The organism is Streptomyces sp. NPDC005408, from assembly GCF_040606445.1.
Classification (GTDB): Bacteria; Actinomycetota; Actinomycetes; order Streptomycetales; family Streptomycetaceae; genus Streptomyces.
This window is the reverse complement of the sequence record NZ_JBEXEX010000002.1, coordinates 383,356-398,305: the sequence shown is the minus strand read 5'-3', so window position 1 is coordinate 398,305 and position 14,950 is coordinate 383,356. Positions and strand designations below refer to the sequence as shown.

15 protein-coding genes are annotated in these 14,950 nt (G+C 70.5%); 9 read left to right on the top strand and 6 right to left on the bottom strand.

Annotated elements, in window-relative coordinates:
• Nucleotides 1-119 precede the first annotated feature (119 nt).
• Entirely contained in the window at nucleotides 120-632 is a 513-nt protein-coding gene (locus ABZS64_RS03880; RefSeq protein ID WP_355822751.1) for an EF-hand domain-containing protein, read from the bottom strand.
• 100 nt (nucleotides 633-732) lie between these two features.
• Nucleotides 733-1,107, bottom strand: coding sequence for an STAS domain-containing protein (locus ABZS64_RS03875; protein ID WP_355822796.1), 375 nt, complete (start codon nucleotides 1,105-1,107; stop codon nucleotides 733-735).
• Between the two features lie 264 nt (nucleotides 1,108-1,371).
• Here ABZS64_RS03875 and ABZS64_RS03870 point away from each other — a divergent pair, with 264 nt between their 5' ends.
• Both ABZS64_RS03870 and ABZS64_RS03865 read left to right on the top strand, forming a co-directional pair.
• Complete coding sequence (locus ABZS64_RS03870) at nucleotides 1,372-1,953, top strand: sigma-70 family RNA polymerase sigma factor (protein ID WP_355822749.1); 582 nt, start codon at nucleotides 1,372-1,374, stop codon at nucleotides 1,951-1,953.
• The gene (locus ABZS64_RS03865; RefSeq protein ID WP_355822747.1) at nucleotides 1,950-3,230 is read left to right on the top strand and encodes a zf-HC2 domain-containing protein; all 1,281 of its coding nucleotides are present in this window, start codon (nucleotides 1,950-1,952) and stop codon (nucleotides 3,228-3,230) included. The genes ABZS64_RS03870 and ABZS64_RS03865 overlap by 4 nt, the downstream gene beginning before the upstream one ends.
• Before the next feature lie 83 nt (nucleotides 3,231-3,313).
• On the opposite strand, the gene ABZS64_RS03860 is transcribed toward ABZS64_RS03865, so the two are convergent.
• A complete protein-coding gene (locus tag ABZS64_RS03860; protein ID WP_355822745.1) occupies nucleotides 3,314-3,745 on the bottom strand; it encodes a hypothetical protein in 432 nt (143 codons plus the stop codon).
• A 106-nt stretch (nucleotides 3,746-3,851) separates the two neighbouring features.
• Nucleotides 3,852-5,363 (bottom strand): AMP-binding protein, encoded by a 1,512-nt coding sequence (locus tag ABZS64_RS03855; RefSeq protein ID WP_355822743.1) that lies wholly within the window; start codon nucleotides 5,361-5,363, stop codon nucleotides 3,852-3,854.
• 151 nt (nucleotides 5,364-5,514) lie between these two features.
• Here ABZS64_RS03855 and ABZS64_RS03850 point away from each other — a divergent pair, with 151 nt between their 5' ends.
• The 4 genes from ABZS64_RS03850 (at nucleotide 5,515) to ABZS64_RS03835 (ending at nucleotide 9,606) form a co-directional block, all read left to right on the top strand.
• Nucleotides 5,515-6,708 (top strand): amidohydrolase family protein, encoded by a 1,194-nt coding sequence (locus ABZS64_RS03850; RefSeq protein WP_355822741.1) that lies wholly within the window; start codon nucleotides 5,515-5,517, stop codon nucleotides 6,706-6,708.
• Nucleotides 6,708-7,841 (top strand): acyl-CoA dehydrogenase, encoded by a 1,134-nt coding sequence (locus ABZS64_RS03845; protein WP_355822740.1) that lies wholly within the window; start codon nucleotides 6,708-6,710, stop codon nucleotides 7,839-7,841. Before ABZS64_RS03850 ends, ABZS64_RS03845 begins: the two co-directional genes overlap by 1 nt.
• Nucleotides 7,841-8,764 carry an acyl-CoA dehydrogenase family protein gene (locus ABZS64_RS03840; RefSeq protein ID WP_355822738.1) on the top strand — a complete coding sequence of 308 codons (924 nt, stop codon included), beginning with the start codon at nucleotides 7,841-7,843 and terminating at the stop codon, nucleotides 8,762-8,764. The genes ABZS64_RS03845 and ABZS64_RS03840 overlap by 1 nt, the downstream gene beginning before the upstream one ends.
• A gap of 389 nt (nucleotides 8,765-9,153) precedes the next feature.
• Nucleotides 9,154-9,606, top strand: coding sequence for an ATP-binding protein (locus tag ABZS64_RS03835; RefSeq protein WP_355822736.1), 453 nt, complete (start codon nucleotides 9,154-9,156; stop codon nucleotides 9,604-9,606).
• 20 nt (nucleotides 9,607-9,626) lie between these two features.
• Here ABZS64_RS03835 and ABZS64_RS03830 read toward each other — a convergent pair whose 3' ends face one another.
• Nucleotides 9,627-10,553 (bottom strand): cyclase family protein, encoded by a 927-nt coding sequence (locus tag ABZS64_RS03830; RefSeq protein ID WP_355822734.1) that lies wholly within the window; start codon nucleotides 10,551-10,553, stop codon nucleotides 9,627-9,629.
• An 86-nt stretch (nucleotides 10,554-10,639) separates the two neighbouring features.
• Here ABZS64_RS03830 and ABZS64_RS03825 point away from each other — a divergent pair, with 86 nt between their 5' ends.
• From ABZS64_RS03825 to ABZS64_RS03815, 3 genes are all read left to right on the top strand, one after another.
• Entirely contained in the window at nucleotides 10,640-11,551 is a 912-nt protein-coding gene (locus ABZS64_RS03825; protein ID WP_355822732.1) for an SDR family oxidoreductase, read from the top strand.
• A gap of 156 nt (nucleotides 11,552-11,707) precedes the next feature.
• A complete protein-coding gene (locus ABZS64_RS03820) occupies nucleotides 11,708-12,844 on the top strand; it encodes an acyl-CoA dehydrogenase family protein (RefSeq protein WP_355822730.1) in 1,137 nt (378 codons plus the stop codon).
• Nucleotides 12,841-13,890 (top strand): Zn-dependent alcohol dehydrogenase, encoded by a 1,050-nt coding sequence (locus ABZS64_RS03815; RefSeq protein ID WP_355822728.1) that lies wholly within the window; start codon nucleotides 12,841-12,843, stop codon nucleotides 13,888-13,890. Before ABZS64_RS03820 ends, ABZS64_RS03815 begins: the two co-directional genes overlap by 4 nt.
• Before the next feature lie 24 nt (nucleotides 13,891-13,914).
• On the opposite strand, the gene ABZS64_RS03810 is transcribed toward ABZS64_RS03815, so the two are convergent.
• On the bottom strand, nucleotides 13,915-14,913 hold the full coding sequence (locus ABZS64_RS03810; protein ID WP_355822726.1) for a helix-turn-helix domain-containing protein: 999 nt from the start codon (nucleotides 14,911-14,913) through the stop codon (nucleotides 13,915-13,917).
• Nucleotides 14,914-14,950 lie beyond the last annotated feature (37 nt).

Below are 14,950 nucleotides of genomic sequence, written 5' to 3'. Positions count from 1 at the left end.
CCCGCCCCAGCGCGGGGGCCCCGGCGGCGGTATGGGGTTCCTCCGGGGGTGCCCGGGCGCCCCCCCCCCCCCGTCCAGCGCGTGAGGAACACGATCCGGGGCGGAGCCCCGGTTTGCTCCTACGGCTCCGGCGTGACGAAGTACGCCGCGAAGCCCGAGAGGATCTCCTCCTCAGTGATCCGGCCGTCGCCGTCCGCGTCCAGTCCCGCCGCCACCTGCGCCGCCAGCTCGGGCGCGACGCCCAGCACCCTCAGCACCCGCTCCGCCGCGGACGGTTTCACTCCGCTCCCGTCCTCGTCGGCGATGTCGATCAGGGCGTGGAGGAAGGGGCGGGCGATCTCGGCGAACCGCTGGGGGTTGTCACGCAGTCGCTTCACCGCACCCGTGATGAACTCCTGGCGGGTGACCCGCTGGTCGCCGTCCACATCGGCGATCCCGGCCATGCCCTGCCAGAACGCCTCCGCACCGCTGTACAGGGCCTGGCCCTTGTCGCAGCGTGCGGTGGTGGAGAACTCGGCAAGCAGCGCGGCAGCCGCCCCGCTGAAGTCCTGGCGGTCGATGTAGCCGTTGCCGTCCTGGTCGAAGGCGGCGAAGCGGGAAGCGATCTTGCGCTCGTATTCTGCGCTGTCCATGCGGGGAGCGTACGGCGCCGGGGGCTGACGCGTGCAAGTACTCCCCCAATTACTTGATGACGACATCGTGCCGACATCTGCGAGTACGCCGGGTGACGGATCAGGCGGACAGCGGCTGGGCCTCCTCGTCGGTGGCCGAGAGCGTGTCCGCGTACACCTCGAACAGGCGCCGCACCCCGAGGGCGCCCAGCACCCGGTTGACGTGTGAGCCCTCCTCGGCGCCGCGGGCGGGCAGTATCAGGCGCAGCCTGCCCCGGCAGGAGCGCAGCAGCCGGCGGGCGGCGATCAGTACCCCGACGCCGCTGGAGTCGCAGAAGAGCACCTCGGAGAGATCGAGCACCACATCGCGGCGGCCGACGGCGACCGCATCGTGGACATGCTGGCGGACCACGGGCGAGGAGACGAGATCGAGCTCGCCGCAGACGTGCAGCACGGTCCACGCGCCCTGCCGGGTCTCGTCCACCTTGAGCATCACGACCGGACCTCTCCTCACGCCGATCCGGAGTGCCCGCCCGCTGTGGCGCTGGCCGTACACATCCGGAAGCTGCTCTTCCTTTCGCGACTGCCCCACCCCTCCCGCCTGAAACACGAACGCTCAGGGCAGGCTTGTGGGAGCGGTCCCGCCCTACCATCGAACGTCCCACTCGGGGGCTCACTTGCCGCAAAGGGGCGTGCGTCCGCGGCCGCGCGCACTACATTCGAAGAGGCGACAGGCACAGGGGACAGGCTTGGGGGCCGTATGGCAAAGGACACACCGCCGCGTTGGGACCGCAGGATGCAGCAGCGGCTCGCGCGGGGCGAGGCCGCCGCGCTCGGAGAGCTGTACGACAGGTTCGCCTCGCTGGTGCACATGCTCGCCCACCGGGTGCTCGACGACGACGAGGCCGCCGACCAGGTGACCCGTGAGGTCTTCGGCTACATCTGGGAGAACCCCGACTCCTACGACCCCAAGCAGGGCTCGATGCGGGCCTGGGTGGCCAAGCTCACCAACAGCCAGGCCGTGCACCGGCTGCGCCAGACCGAGGCCGCCGCGCTCGCCCAGGGCGGCGAGGGCACCACCGAGGAGCTGGAGCAGAAGGTGCGCAAGGCCGCTGTTGCCGCCCGCGCCGACTACATCGTCACCTCCATGCCCGCGCCCCTGCGTGCCGCACTGGAGCTGGCGTACTTCCAGCGCAGGGACTACCGCCAGACCGCGGCCGACCTCGGGGTCACCGAGGACGAGGCCAGGCGCAGGCTGCGGCTCGGCCTCCAGCTGCTGTCCACCGCCAATACGCGCCCGCTCGAGGGCTCGTCCCCGCCCGGATACGGACGCTCCTTGTGAACGGGCCACTGGACGGCGGCCGCGGAAACGGCCGCCCCGGCGACGACGACGGCCGCGACGGGGTACGGGGCGCTCCGCGCATACCGGGACCGCGGTCGGCTGCGGACGACCTGAACCCGCCGCGACTGGTCCCGCTCCAGAGCGTGCCCGAGCAGGAAGCCCCGCCCATGCCCGCCGAAGGCCCGTCCCACAGCGTGCTCAAGTCGCTGCTCGGCGCATGGGCGCTGTCCGCCTGTTCCGCCGAGGAGACCGTGGCCGTCGAGGAGCACCTCGGCGACTGCGCACCCTGCGCGGAAGAGGCCCTGCGGCTGCGTGACGCCGTCGCACTGCTGCACACCGACCGGGATCTGGACCTCGACCCGCTGCTGCGCTTCCGGGTGCTCGAGAACTGCCTGGGGCGCAGGCCCGCGCGTATCCCCGTGCCCGTCTGGGCGACTCCGTACGACGCGGAGACCGCACGGCTCGACGCCCTGCTTCAGGACATCGGCGAGTCGGAGTGGCATGCGCCGGTGCGCCTCAAGTGGTTCGAGGGGGAGCGGCCGGTGAGCCGCAGGACGACGGTCGCCGGGGTGATGGGGCATCTGATGTCCGTCGACGGCCTGGTGGCTAGCGCGCTCGGCCTGGATGATCCCCTCGGGGCGGGTGCGCCGAGGGTGCCGACGGAGCGCACCGAGGCGTTCTGGAGCACCTCGGACAGACCTCCCACGCGCACCGTCCGCGAGCCGTGGCGCGACCAGAGCCACACCCTCATCCGGACCGTGTCCTTCGCGGGCCGCGGAGTCGCCGAACTGTCCGTGTCGTACGGGGACTTCGCGCTGCCTCTGCGGGACTCCCTGCTGGACCGGGCCTTCGAGTGCTGGGTGCACGCGGGCGACATCGCGGACGCGGTGGACTATCCGTACGAGCCGCCGAGCGGTTCCCATCTGCACCGGATGATCGATCTCGCGGCACGGCTGCTGCCCGCGGCACTCGCCGACCGCAGACGCGCGGGGCTCGCCGGACCGGCCAGGCATCTGGTGGCGGCAGGATCGCGGGGCCGTTCGCTGCATCTGGAGGTCGAGGGCTCGGGCGGCGGGAACTGGTACATCGCACTGGACTCACCCGCGGCCGTCGGCTCCGCCGACCAGGCGGTGGCTCAAGTGGCGCTGGACGGCGTGGAGTTCTGCCGTCTGGTGGCGGGGCATGTCTCGCCGGAGGAGGCTGCGGCGGGCCAGGACGGCGACCGGGAGGCGATCCGGGACGTGCTGTTCGCGGCGGCGTCGCTGAGCAGGCTCTAGGTCGTGTCGTCAAAGTCCCGTCTGCCGACGACACTTCCTGATGCCCGGACACAGCCTTGGCCTCGAACTCGGCGAACCTTCGGTCAGGGCTCGCCTCCTTCGTAGGCTGCCAATGCAGCTTGACGGGTGCCGAACAGAGCACGCAGCGCTTCGCGATCCAGGTGCTCTTGCGTCAGCACCAGGCTGGCCTCGGCCTCCACGGAAGCCCATGCCTGCCGTGCGCGTTTGTTGGCTATTCGTCTGCTGTCGCTCCGCAGGAAGGCAGCCCCCGCGGAGAACCCTGCGGCGACCAAGGCCAGTAGCGCTGCAGGGACCCGTGCATCCGCTGTGGCCAGCGCTGCGGCTCCGGACGCTCCGGCGAGCAGCGCAGCCGGGAAGCCCAGAGCGATGTCGACGATGACCCAGATGCGGGCTCTCCGATCGGCAAGGTTCAGCTGCTGCATCGCCTCGTCACGTAACCGTTCAACCTCGGCACGCAGACGACCGGTCCCCGTTCTTTGAGAGGAATTGACCATGCTCCAGCTTCCAGCACAACTGAGGCTGATGGAGCTGTGTCCTGCGACAAATCGAACCACCCCGGCTTTGTCCGGGACAGCGATTGAAATGCGGACGCGCCCCCCGTCAGGCGTACCGCTCCCGCAGCTTGAACTTCAGCACCTTGCGCAGGGTCTCGTTACGCGGCAGCGCATCGACAACCTCCAGCTGCTCCGGCAGCTTGTGCACCGACAACCCCCGCCCCCGCAGATACGTTGTGATCGCGTCGAGGGTCAACCCCGCGGCACCGTCCTCCAGTTCCACCACCAGGCACACCCGCTCCCCCCTCTCCGCGTCCGGCAGCCCGATCACCGCCACGTCCGCCACCCCCGGGTGTTCGTGCAGCAGGTCCTCGATCTCCTTCGCGGAGATGTTCTCGCCCTTGCGGATGATGACGTCCTTCAGCCGCCCGGTGAGCACAAGGTGCCCCGAGTCCGTGACATGCCCCAGGTCACCGGTGATGAAGAAGCCCTCTCCGTCGAAGGCCGTCGCCGTCTGGAGCGGGTCCAGGTAGCCCTGGCAGACGGCCTCGCCGCGCAGGCGGACCTCGCCGTCGACGATGCGTATCTCCATGCCTGCGGGCGGCCTGCCCTCCGTCGTGGCGAGGTTGCCGGCCGTGTCGTCGGGTGCGCCCATGGTGATCATGGGGACCTCCGTCATCCCGTACCCGTGCGTCAGTTGGCAGCCCATCTCGCGTACGACGGCGTGGTAGATCTCCGGCGGCTTCGGCGCCCCGCCACCGGCCAGCAGCCGCAGGCTGGGGATCAGCGGTTGCTCCGGCTGTTTGCGCTGTTGGGCGAGGAACATCGAGTAGAACGCGGTGGAGCCGCCCGCGACCGTCACCCCGTGGCGTCGGTAGCCCTCCAGTGCGTCCGGCAGCGCGAACTGCTCGAACATCACCGCGGGGAACCCGTACAGCAGCAGCATCACCGTGTAGTCGGGCCCGGCGATGTGCGCGAAGGGGAAGGCCATCGAGCCGACGTCGTCGGCCGACAGATGCAGTGCATGGGCCAGACACGCGCCGCCCGCGATCAGCGAACGGTCCGTGTGCAGCACGCCCTTGGGGTCCGACGTCGTGCCCGAGGTCCAGTAGATCCAGCGCACATCCGTCCCGGACTCCGGCGGCGGAGGCAGCACGGCCGGATCCGCGTCGGGCAGCGTGTCGTACGCCTCGAAGACCAGCGGCGGTTCGGGCAGCTCCAGCGCGAGGCGGTGCGCCATGCCCGCATGGTCGAAGCCGCGCCATGTGCCCGGCACGGCGAAGAACGCGGCTTTCGACTCCCGTAGTGCGAAGCCGACCTCGCGGTCCCGGTAGAAGGGGATGACCGGCGACTGTACGGCGCCGATCCGCGCGAGCGCGAAGGAGAGCAGCGCCGTCTCGATCCGGGTCGGCAGCTGCCAGGCGACCACGCTTCCGGGCCGCACGCCCAGTTCGTACAGACCCGCCGCGACCCGCTCCGAGCGGTCGCGCAGGGCGCCGAAGGTGAGGCTGCGGTCGTCCTGGAGGAACACGGGCCGGTCCGGGGTGAGTGCCGCCCGGCGCCGGACGAGTTCCCAGAGGGTGCGCGATTCGCCCAGGGCGTGTGCGGTCTCGTTCATGGGTCCGTACCCCTCCAGTGCTGACGGGTAGTCAGATCGTGCCGAGAGTAGGGCTCACCGCCTTGTCGGTCCAGGGGCGCGGGGCTAGCCTGATATCTGACGGGTCATCAGAAACGCCATCAGGGACACAGCAGCGCGCCGGAGGGGACTCATGACCGAACTGCCTCGGATCATCAGCGTCGACGACCATGTGATCGAACCGGCCCACCTCTTCGAGACCTGGCTCCCGGCGAAGTACCGGGACCGCGGCCCCCAGCCGCTCACCGCCGGCATCGGCGAGCTCGCATACGTCGCCGGGAAGTACCAGATCACCATGGACCCCGACGGGCCGCCGACCGACTGGTGGATCTACGAGGACCTCAAGTTCCCGTACAAGCGCAATATCGCCGCCGTCGGCTTCGACCGCGACGAGATGACCCTCGAAGGCATCACCCGCGCCGAGATGCGCCGAGGCTGCTGGGACCCCAAGGAACGCCTCGCGGACATGGACCTCAACCATGTGGAGGCGAGCCTCTGCTTTCCCACGTTCCCGCGTTTCTGCGGGCAGACCTTCGCCGAGGCCCACGACAAGGAGGTTGCGCTCGCCTGCGTACGCGCCTACAACGACTGGATGGTCGAGGAGTGGTGCGGGGACAGCGGCGGGCGGCTCATCCCGCTGTGCATCATCCCGCTCTGGGACATCGACCTGGCCGTCGCGGAGATCAAACGCAATGCCGCACGCGGCGTGCGGGCCGTGACCTTCTCCGAGATCCCCACCTATCTGGGGCTGCCGTCGATCCACTCCGGCTACTGGGACCCGTTCTTCGCGATCTGCCAGGAGACCGGCACCGTCGTCAACATGCACATCGGCTCCAGCTCCCAGATGCCCGCCGCCTCCCCGGACGCACCGCCCGCCGTGCAGGCCTCGCTCAGCTTCAACAACGCCATGGCCTCGATGATGGACTTCCTCTTCTCCGGGGTGCTGGTGAAGTTCCCGCGGCTGAAGCTGGCGTACAGCGAGGGCCAGATGGGCTGGATTCCGTACGCCCTTGAGCGCGCCGACGACGTCTGGGAGGAGCACCGGGCCTGGGGCGGGGTGCGCGATCTGATCCCCGAGCCGCCCTCGACGTACTACTACCGGCAGATGTTCTGCTGCTTCTTCCGGGACAAGCACGGTGTCGCGTCGCTGGACGTCGTCGGCCGCGACAACGCCACCTTCGAGACCGACTACCCGCACGTCGACTCGACGTTCCCGCACACCAAGGAAGTCGCACTCGACCACGTCAAGGGCCTGGACGACGAGACGGTCTACAAGCTGATGCGCGGTAACGCGATCCGCATGCTCGGCCTCGACCTGGACCGTTGATGGACCTCACGTACACCGACGAGGAAGAGGGCTTCCGGGCACGGCTGCGCGAGTGGCTGGACCTCTCGCTGCCCAAGCTGCCCGCCCGGCCCGACCCGCTGGACTGGCCCGGCCGCCGGGCGTACGACACCACCTGGCAGCGGATGCTGTACGACGCCGGATACGCGGACGTCCACTGGGACGCGTCCCCGACGCAGCGCCTGATCTTCCTGGAGGAGACCGAGCGGGCCGGCGCGCCCTATGTCGGCGCGAACTTCGTAGGGCTGCTGCACGCGGGACCGACCATCGCCGCCGAGGGCACGGCCGAGCAGCGCGAACGCTGGCTGCCGCCCGTGCTGCGCGGCGACGAGATCTGGTGCCAGGGCTTCAGCGAACCGGACGCGGGCTCGGACCTGGCAGCGCTGCGAACGAAAGCCGTGCGGGACGGCGATTCGTATGTCGTCACCGGCTCCAAGATCTGGACCTCGCACGCGGAGGTCGCCGACTGGTGCGAGCTGCTGGTGCGCACCGACCCGGACGCGCCCAAGCACCGCGGTATCTCCTGGCTCGCGATGCCGATGGACGCGCCCGGTGTCACCGTCCGCCCGCTGCGGACGCTGGCCGGTTCGGCGGAGTTCGCGGAGGTGTTCCTGGACGAGGTCCGGGTGCCGGTCGCCAACCGGGTCGGCGAGGAGAACGACGGCTGGCGCGTCACCATGGTCACCCTCTCCTTCGAGCGCGGCACGGCATTCGTCGGCGAGGTCGTCGCCTGCCGCCGTACCCTCGGCGAACTGGCCGCCGCCGCCCGCGAGAACGGCACCTGGGACGACCCGGTGCTGCGCCGAAGGCTCGGCCGTCTGAACGCCGAGTTCAGCGCGCTGTGGCGGCTCATCCAGTGGAACGTGAGCGAGTCGCAGAAGACCGGCGGCGTCCCCGGCATCGGTGGCTCGGTCTTCAAGCTCCGCTACTCCCACGCCCGTCAGGAGCTGTACGAGGCAGCCGCCGAGGTGCTCGGGCCCGATGCCTTCGACCTCGACCGGCCGTGGGCAGCGGACCGGCTCACCTCGCTCTCGTACACCATCGCCGCGGGCACCTCCCAGATCCAGCAGAACATCGTCGCCGAGCGGATCCTCGGCCTGCCGAAGGGGCGCTGATGGACTTCCGGTTGACCGACGACCAGCGTGCCCTCCAAAGAGGCGTTCGGGAGCTGCTGGCGGGCCGCTTCGGACCCGAAGCGCTGCGGGCCGCCGTGGACCGCGGGGGCACGGTCGACCGGCAGCTGTGGCGGGAGCTCGGCGAGGCCGGATTCTTCTCGCTTCGCCTTCCGGAGGCGCGGGGCGGAGCAGGCCTCGGGCTGCCCGAGGCGGTCCTGGCCTTCGAGGAGGCGGGCCGGGCGCTGCTGAACGGACCCCTGGTGGCGACCCATGTGGCCGCCGGACAGGTGCCGGGCGCGGCAAACGGCACGTGCGTCGTCACGTGCGGAACCCAACTCCGCGCGCTGATACCGCACTTCGCCGAGGCGGACGCCGCCCTCGTCCTCCACGGCACGGCGATGCGCGTCCGCTACCCGAAGGACCTGCCCCACACCCGGCCGGTGCGCTCCATGGACCCGCTCACCCCGATGCACCGGATCCCGAGCGGGACTCCGAAGGCCCCGCCGCGCCCTGACGCCGTGCTCCTGACCGCGGCCGAACAGTTGGGCAGTGCCGCCCGCACCACCGAGACGGCCGTGCGATACGCCAAGGAACGCGAACAGTTCGGGCAGCCCATCGGCGGCTTCCAGGCAGTCAAGCACCTATGTGCCCAGATGCTTGTACGCACGGAAGTGGCCCGCAGTGCCGTCTACGCGGCCGCTCTCACGGAGGACTTCACGGAGATCGCCGGCGCCAAGCTGCTCGCCGACGAGGCCGCGGTGCGCAATGCGCGCGACTGTCTTCAGGTGTACGGCGGGATGGGCTTCACGTGGGAGGCGGACGTGCATCTGCATCTCAAGCGGGCCTGGCTGCGCGGGCAGATGTGGCTGACCGCCGCGGAGGCCGAGGAGATCCAGGCGGATGCCTTGGCCTCAGCGCTCTGAAGCGTCACCGTGCGTCGATACCGGGTTGTGTCCTTCGGGCGACTTGTCACGGGCCGGAGTCAGGGTCACGCTCCGGTACGCTCCGTGGGATGCGAGTGGTTCCGAGGCAGGGTTGTCACGGTGTTGCCGGTTCGGCGGCTCCGGGCCCGGGAATGCGCGCCGCTCGTCCCCTGCGAGTACGGGCTGCGAGCCTCTGTTCGACTCCCCGCAACGTGCGTCGCACAGTATGCACCACGGGTACTCCTTCGCGCTGGAATATGCCCGAAGCGCTTGTTGCGGTGACTGTACGTCAACCATGCTGTCTTGCAAGGGAGTCACGTTCAGTGACCTGGTTGAGGACCTTGTCGAGGCGCGAGGCGATGTGTCCGCCGGTTCGGATGGTGTGAGCGGTGCAGGTGCTTCTGGTTCAGTTGGAGGTCGGGCCCGACCCAGCGGAGGTGGGGCGAGCCCGGAGGTGGGCCCGTTCGCGGCTCGCCGGGTCCGGGATAGGGGACGACGAGCCGCTGGCCGAGACGCTGATCCTGCTGATCTCGGAGCTGGTCACCAACGCGGTCGTGCACACCGGCTGTCCGGCCGTCCTGCGGATGCTGTTCGGCGCGGGGGCGGCGGAGGCCGGGACGGTGCGGGTCGAGGTCGCCGACATCAGCGCCTGTCCGCCCCAGCCGCGGCACGCCGAGGGCGAGGACACCAACGGCCGCGGCCTCGAGCTGGTCGACGGCCTCGCCGACCGGTGGGGCTGGCAGCCGGAGGGCGCGGGCAAATCCATCTGGTGCGAGGTGGACCGGGGCGCGCCGGAGGTTGTGTACGAGCCGGGAGTGCGGGGCTTCGTCACGGCGCCTTAGGGCTCACCGCACGGTAGGGCTCACAGGACCGCGACCGGGGCGACGGGGGTCCCGGTTCCGCCGACGAACGGCTCGGGCATCGCGGACAGCAGGAACGCGTACTGCCTCTCTTCCGCACAGGCTGTGGACAAGTTCTCCAGATTCCAGTTCTGGCCCTGGAGCATGCCCATCTCGACGAGATCGAGGGCGTGGACGGGAAGCCAGAGGTCCTCGATCTCCGGCGGGAAGATCTCGAAGGTGAGGGTGTCGTTCGCGACGGCGGCGACATCGTGGGCGTGGAACCACTCGGGGGTGCGGACGGACAGCCCCGGGGACGGATAGCCGTAGGCGTGCTTGTCGCCGCCCAGGACGACCTGGATCTGTCCGGTCCGTACGAGAACGATGTCACCGGGCTCGACGGTGAGGCCGCCGAACTCCGCGGCCTCGTCCAGATCCTCGGGCGTGACGGCATGTCCGCCGGGCAGCCGGTCGAGGCCCTTGGCGCGCGCGACATCGAGCAGCACCCCGCGGGAGACAATGTACGGGGCCTTGTCGATACCGCTGAACTGCGCGCGGGTGTGCGGGGTGATGGTGTCGGCGGGACGGCCGTTGTAGATCTTGCCCGAGTGGGAGACATGGGTCAGGGCGTCCCAGTGGGTCGCGGCCTGCAGGCCCATGGTCACGGCGTCGTCGCTGGTGGCGACGGTGCCGGGGCCGAAGAGCTCCTGGTTGATCTGGACCATGGTGTGCAGGGGGTTCACCCGGCCCGGGATGACGCCGGTCTGGATGCCGTCCTGGTGGAGGGGGAGGGCGAGGGGTACGCGACGCCCGCTGCGGACCGTTCCGGCGGCGGCCCTGACGACCTCGTCCGTGATCAGGTTCAGAGTGCCCATCTCGTCGTCGGTACCCCAACGGCCCCAGTTGTTCACGCGTTTGGCGATCTCGTGGAACTCGGCCGGGAGTGACATCGGGGTGCCTCCTGGGGCTTGTGCTCGAGTATCTGACTGACCGTAGAATCTAACGGTCCGTCAGAAACCGCGGGAAGGGGCCGGACGTGGGGAACTTCTTGGCAGGCAAGGTCGTCGCCGTCACCGGTGCGGGCCGCGGCATCGGCCGGGCGGTGGCACAGGCCGCGGCGGCCGAGGGGGCGCGGGTCGTGGTCAACGACTACGGCGTCGCGATCGGGGGCGGTGCGCCGACGTCCGAGATTGCGTCGTCGGTCGTCAAGGAGATCGTCGCCGCGGGCGGCGAGGCGGTCGCCGTGGCCGACGACATCTCCACGATGGCCGGGGGGCAGCGGCTCGTTGACGTCGCGCTCGCCGAGTACGGGCGGATCGACGGGGTCGTGTGCGTAGCCGGGATCCTGCGCGAGCGGATGCTCTTCAACATGTCCGAGGAGGAGTGGGACCCGGTGGTCGCCACGCATCTGAAGGGCACGTTCACGGTCTTCCGGGCGGCGTCCGCGGTGATGCGCAAGCAGGGCGGCGGAACTCTGATCGGCTTCACCAGCGGCAACCACCAGGGTTCGGTCGCGCAGGCCAACTACTCGGCCGCGAAGGGCGGCATCATCTCGCTGGTACGCAGCGCGGCGCTCGGCTTGAACAAGTACGGCGTGACGGCGAACGCGGTCGCTCCGGTGGCCCGTACGCGCATGTCCGCGAACGTCCCGATGGAACTGAAGGAGATCGGCGAGCCGGAGGACGTGGCGGCGCTGGTGGTCTACCTGCTCTCGGACCGCGCCCGCGAGGAACGGATCACAGGCCAGGTCTACACGATCGCGGGCCCGAAGATCGCGGTATGGGCGCAGCCGAGGGAGCTGCGGGCGGGGTACGCGGAGGGCGCGTGGACGCCGGAGAAGATCGCGGACTTTCTGCCGGGGACGGTGGGGGTGGATCCGATGCCGATGCTGGCGCGCCTGGAGGAAATGGCGAGGGCGGCGGCGTCGGGCGACCGCCCGAACGGTTGAACGGGGCTCCGCCCGGGACCCCCCGCGCCCGCGGCGGGCTTGTTCCCCTACCCGCCCCTTCCCGAACTGGGGCTCCGCCCCAGACCCCGCCGGGGCTCCGCCCCAGACCCCGCGCCTCAAACGCCGGCGGGGCTGTCGGTTCAGCTAGGAGACGACGTGGACTTCGAGTTCGGCCCCGCCGACGACGCCTTCCGCAGCGACGCCCGCGCCTGGCTCAAGGAGCACGAGTGCGGCGCCGACCCCCGCGCATGGGAGCGCGAGCTCGGCCGCGCCGGGTGGGTCGGGATCGGCTGGGCCGAGGACGGTTATGGCAACCGCCTGGCCGGTCTCACCCAGCAGGTCGTCTGGGCCGAGGAGTACGCCGCCGCCGCCGCCCCCGCCCGCGTCGGCCACATCGGCGAGAATCTGCTCGCGCCGACGCTCATCGCCCACGGCACCGACGAGCAGAAGCGGCGCTTCCTGCCCGCGATCGCCCGCGGCGAGGAGTTCTGGTGCCAGGGCTACAGCGAACCCGGCGCCGGTTCGGACCTGGCCGGGGTGCGGACGGCTGCCGTACGCGAGAAGGACACGTACCGGATCAGCGGGCAGAAGATCTGGACCTCCCTCGCCCAGGACGCCGAGTGGTGCTTCGTCCTGGCCCGCACCGAGCAGGGGTCGCAGCGCCATCACGGACTGTCGTTCCTGCTCGTGCCGATGGACCAGCCGGGCCGTATCGACGTACGCCCCATCCGCCAGATGACCGGTACGAGTGAGTTCAACGAGGTCTTCTTCGACGGCGCCGAGGCGCGCGCCGAGCATCTCGTCGGCGGCGAGGGCAACGGCTGGCGCGTCGCCATGAGCCTGCTCGGCTTCGAGCGCGGGGTGTCCACGCTCGTCCAGCAGATCGGGTTCGCGGAGGAGTTGGAGGGCGTACTGCGCCTGGCCGTGGAGCGCGGGGCCGCCGACGATCCCGTGCTCAGGGAACGGCTCGTACGGCACTGGGCCGAGCTGCGCACCATGCGCTGGAACGCCCTGCGCACGCTGGGCAGTTCGGACGACCCCGGCGCCCCCAGTGTCGCCAAGCTGCTCTGGGGCGGCTGGCACCAGCGCCTCGGAGAGCTCGTCATGGCCGTCCGGGGCGCGGCCGCGGCGGCGGGCCCGTACGACTGGAGCAGTGAGCGCCCGTACGAACTCGACGCACCCCAGCACCTGTTCCTTTTCACCCGCGCCGACACCATCTACGGCGGCTCGGACGAAATCCAGCGCAACATCATCGCCGAGCGGGTGCTCGGCCTACCGAGGGAGCCCCGATGAGAGGCGTCGTCTTCGACGGCAAGCAGCCCCAGGTGGTCGACGATCTGGAGATACGGGACCCGGGGCCGGGCGAGGTCCTGATCGCCGTCGCCGCGGCCGGGCTGTGTCACAGCGATCTGTCCGTGATCGACGGCACGATCCCCTTCCCCGTGCCGGTCGTTCTCGGGCACGAGGGCGCGGGCGTGGTCGAGGCGGTCGGTGCGGGTGTCGGCCATGTCGTGCCCGGCGACCATGTCTCGCTCTCCACGCTCGCCAACTGCGGCGCCTGCGCGGACTGCGACCGCGGCCGCCCCACGATGTGCCGCAAGGCGATCGGCCGTCCCGGACAGCCCTTCTCCCGCGGAGGCGAGCCGCTCTTCCAGTTCGCCTCCAACTCCGCCTTCGCCGAGCGCACGATCGTCAAGGCGGTCCAGGCGGTGAAGATCCCCTCCGACCTGCCGCTCACCTCCGCCGCGCTGATCGGCTGCGGGGTCCTGACGGGCGTCGGAGCCGTACTGAACCGCGCAAAGGTCGACCGCGGCGACACCGTCGTCGTCATCGGGACGGGCGGCATCGGGCTGAACGTCATCCAGGGCGCCCGGATCGCGGGCGCGTCAGCGATCGTCGCCGTCGACTCGAACCCGGCGAAGGAGGCGGTGGCCCGGCAGTTCGGGGCGACCGACTTCCTCGCGTCGGCCGACGGGGTGCGGGAGATCCTGCCCACCGGGGCCGACCATGTCTTCGAGTGCGTCGGGCATGTCGGTCTGATCCGGCAGGCGATCGAGCTGCTCGACCGGCACGGGCAGGCGATCCTGCTCGGGATGCCCTCGGCGACGGCGGAGGCGTCCTTCGTGCCCGCCGCCATGTTCCTCGACAAGTCGATCCTGGGCTGCCGGTACGGCTCCTCGCGCCCTCAGCACGACATCGCCCTGTACGCGGAGCTGTACCGGCAGGGCCGACTGCTGCTGGACGAGCTGGTGACCGAGACGTATCCGGTCGAGGACTTCGCGAAGGCGGCGGACGATGCGCACCACGGGCGGGTGGCGCGCGGCGTGCTGACGTTCTGAGCCCCCGCAGCCTCCCCGGCCCCCTCATTCTGCGGCAGCGGCGCGGAACGCGCGCCGGTAGGCGGTCGGCGGGACCCCCAGCGCCGCCTGCAGATGTTGTCGCATCGACTGTGCCGTACCGAAGCCCGCGTCCCGTGCCACCTGGTCGACCGAGAGATCCGTGGACTCCAGCAGATGCCGGGCCCGTTCCACGCGCTGCCGCGTGAGCCACTGGCCGGGGCTGATGCCCGCCTCCTCGCGGAAGCGCCGCGTGAACGTCCGTACCGACATGGACTCCTGGTCGGCCATGTCGCGTAGCTGGATGGGCTCGTGCAGGCGGCTCATCGCCCAGGCCCGCGCGCTGGTGGTGGTCGCCAACTGCGGTTCGGGGACGGGCCGGTGGATGTACTGGGCCTGCCCGCCGTCCCGGTGCGGCGGTACGACGGTGCGGCGCGCGACGTCGTTGGCGACGGCCGTGCCGTGGTCGCGCCGCACGATGTGCAGGCACAGATCGATGCCCGCCGCGACGCCCGCCGAGGTGAGCACGTCCCCGTCGTCGATGAAGAGGACATCGGCGTCGACCTTGACGGACGGGAAGAGCCGCTGGAAGTGCTCGGCGGAGGACCAGTGCGTCGTTGCGGGCCGGCCGTTCAGGTATCCGGCTGCGGCGAGGACGTAACCGCCGGTGCAGATGGAGACCATGCGGGTGCCGGGCCGGATGTACGCCAGGGCGTCGGCCAGCTCTTCGGTGAGGCGGCCCTCGTCGTAGACCGGCCCCAGCTCGTACGACGCGGGGATGACGACGGTGTCCGCGGTGGCCAGGACTTCGGGGCCGTGCTCGACGTGGATGTCGAAGTCGGCGTCCGTGCGGACGGGTCCCGGCCGGATCGAGGTGGTGACGATCTCGTACAGGGGATTGCCGCCCGCGTTCTTGGCGCGGCCGAAGATCCGGTGCGGGATGCCCAGCTCGAAGGGGAGCAGCCCGGGCAGTGCCAGCACGACAACCCGATGCCTCTTGACCCCGTGCGTTGTGATGTCATCCATGGCCCGATCCTATCGAATGCTGTCCCTCGGGCCACTC

Bases quoted from the DNA above. Each gene is read 5' to 3' on its own strand.
- ABZS64_RS03840 (WP_355822738.1), top strand. From the start codon at position 7,841: ATGGACTTCCGGTTGACCGACGACCAGCGTGCCCTCCAAAGAGGCGTT.
- ABZS64_RS03845 (WP_355822740.1), top strand. From the start codon at position 6,708: ATGGACCTCACGTACACCGACGAGGAAGAGGGCTTCCGGGCACGGCTG.
- ABZS64_RS03855 (WP_355822743.1), bottom strand. From the start codon at position 5,363: ATGAACGAGACCGCACACGCCCTGGGCGAATCGCGCACCCTCTGGGAA.
- ABZS64_RS03815 (WP_355822728.1), top strand. From the start codon at position 12,841: ATGAGAGGCGTCGTCTTCGACGGCAAGCAGCCCCAGGTGGTCGACGAT.
- ABZS64_RS03870 (WP_355822749.1), top strand. From the start codon at position 1,372: ATGGCAAAGGACACACCGCCGCGTTGGGACCGCAGGATGCAGCAGCGG.
- ABZS64_RS03850 (WP_355822741.1), top strand. From the start codon at position 5,515: ATGACCGAACTGCCTCGGATCATCAGCGTCGACGACCATGTGATCGAA.
- ABZS64_RS03860 (WP_355822745.1), bottom strand. From the start codon at position 3,745: ATGGTCAATTCCTCTCAAAGAACGGGGACCGGTCGTCTGCGTGCCGAG.
- ABZS64_RS03830 (WP_355822734.1), bottom strand. From the start codon at position 10,553: ATGTCACTCCCGGCCGAGTTCCACGAGATCGCCAAACGCGTGAACAAC.
- ABZS64_RS03810 (WP_355822726.1), bottom strand. From the start codon at position 14,913: ATGGATGACATCACAACGCACGGGGTCAAGAGGCATCGGGTTGTCGTG.
- ABZS64_RS03880 (WP_355822751.1), bottom strand. From the start codon at position 632: ATGGACAGCGCAGAATACGAGCGCAAGATCGCTTCCCGCTTCGCCGCC.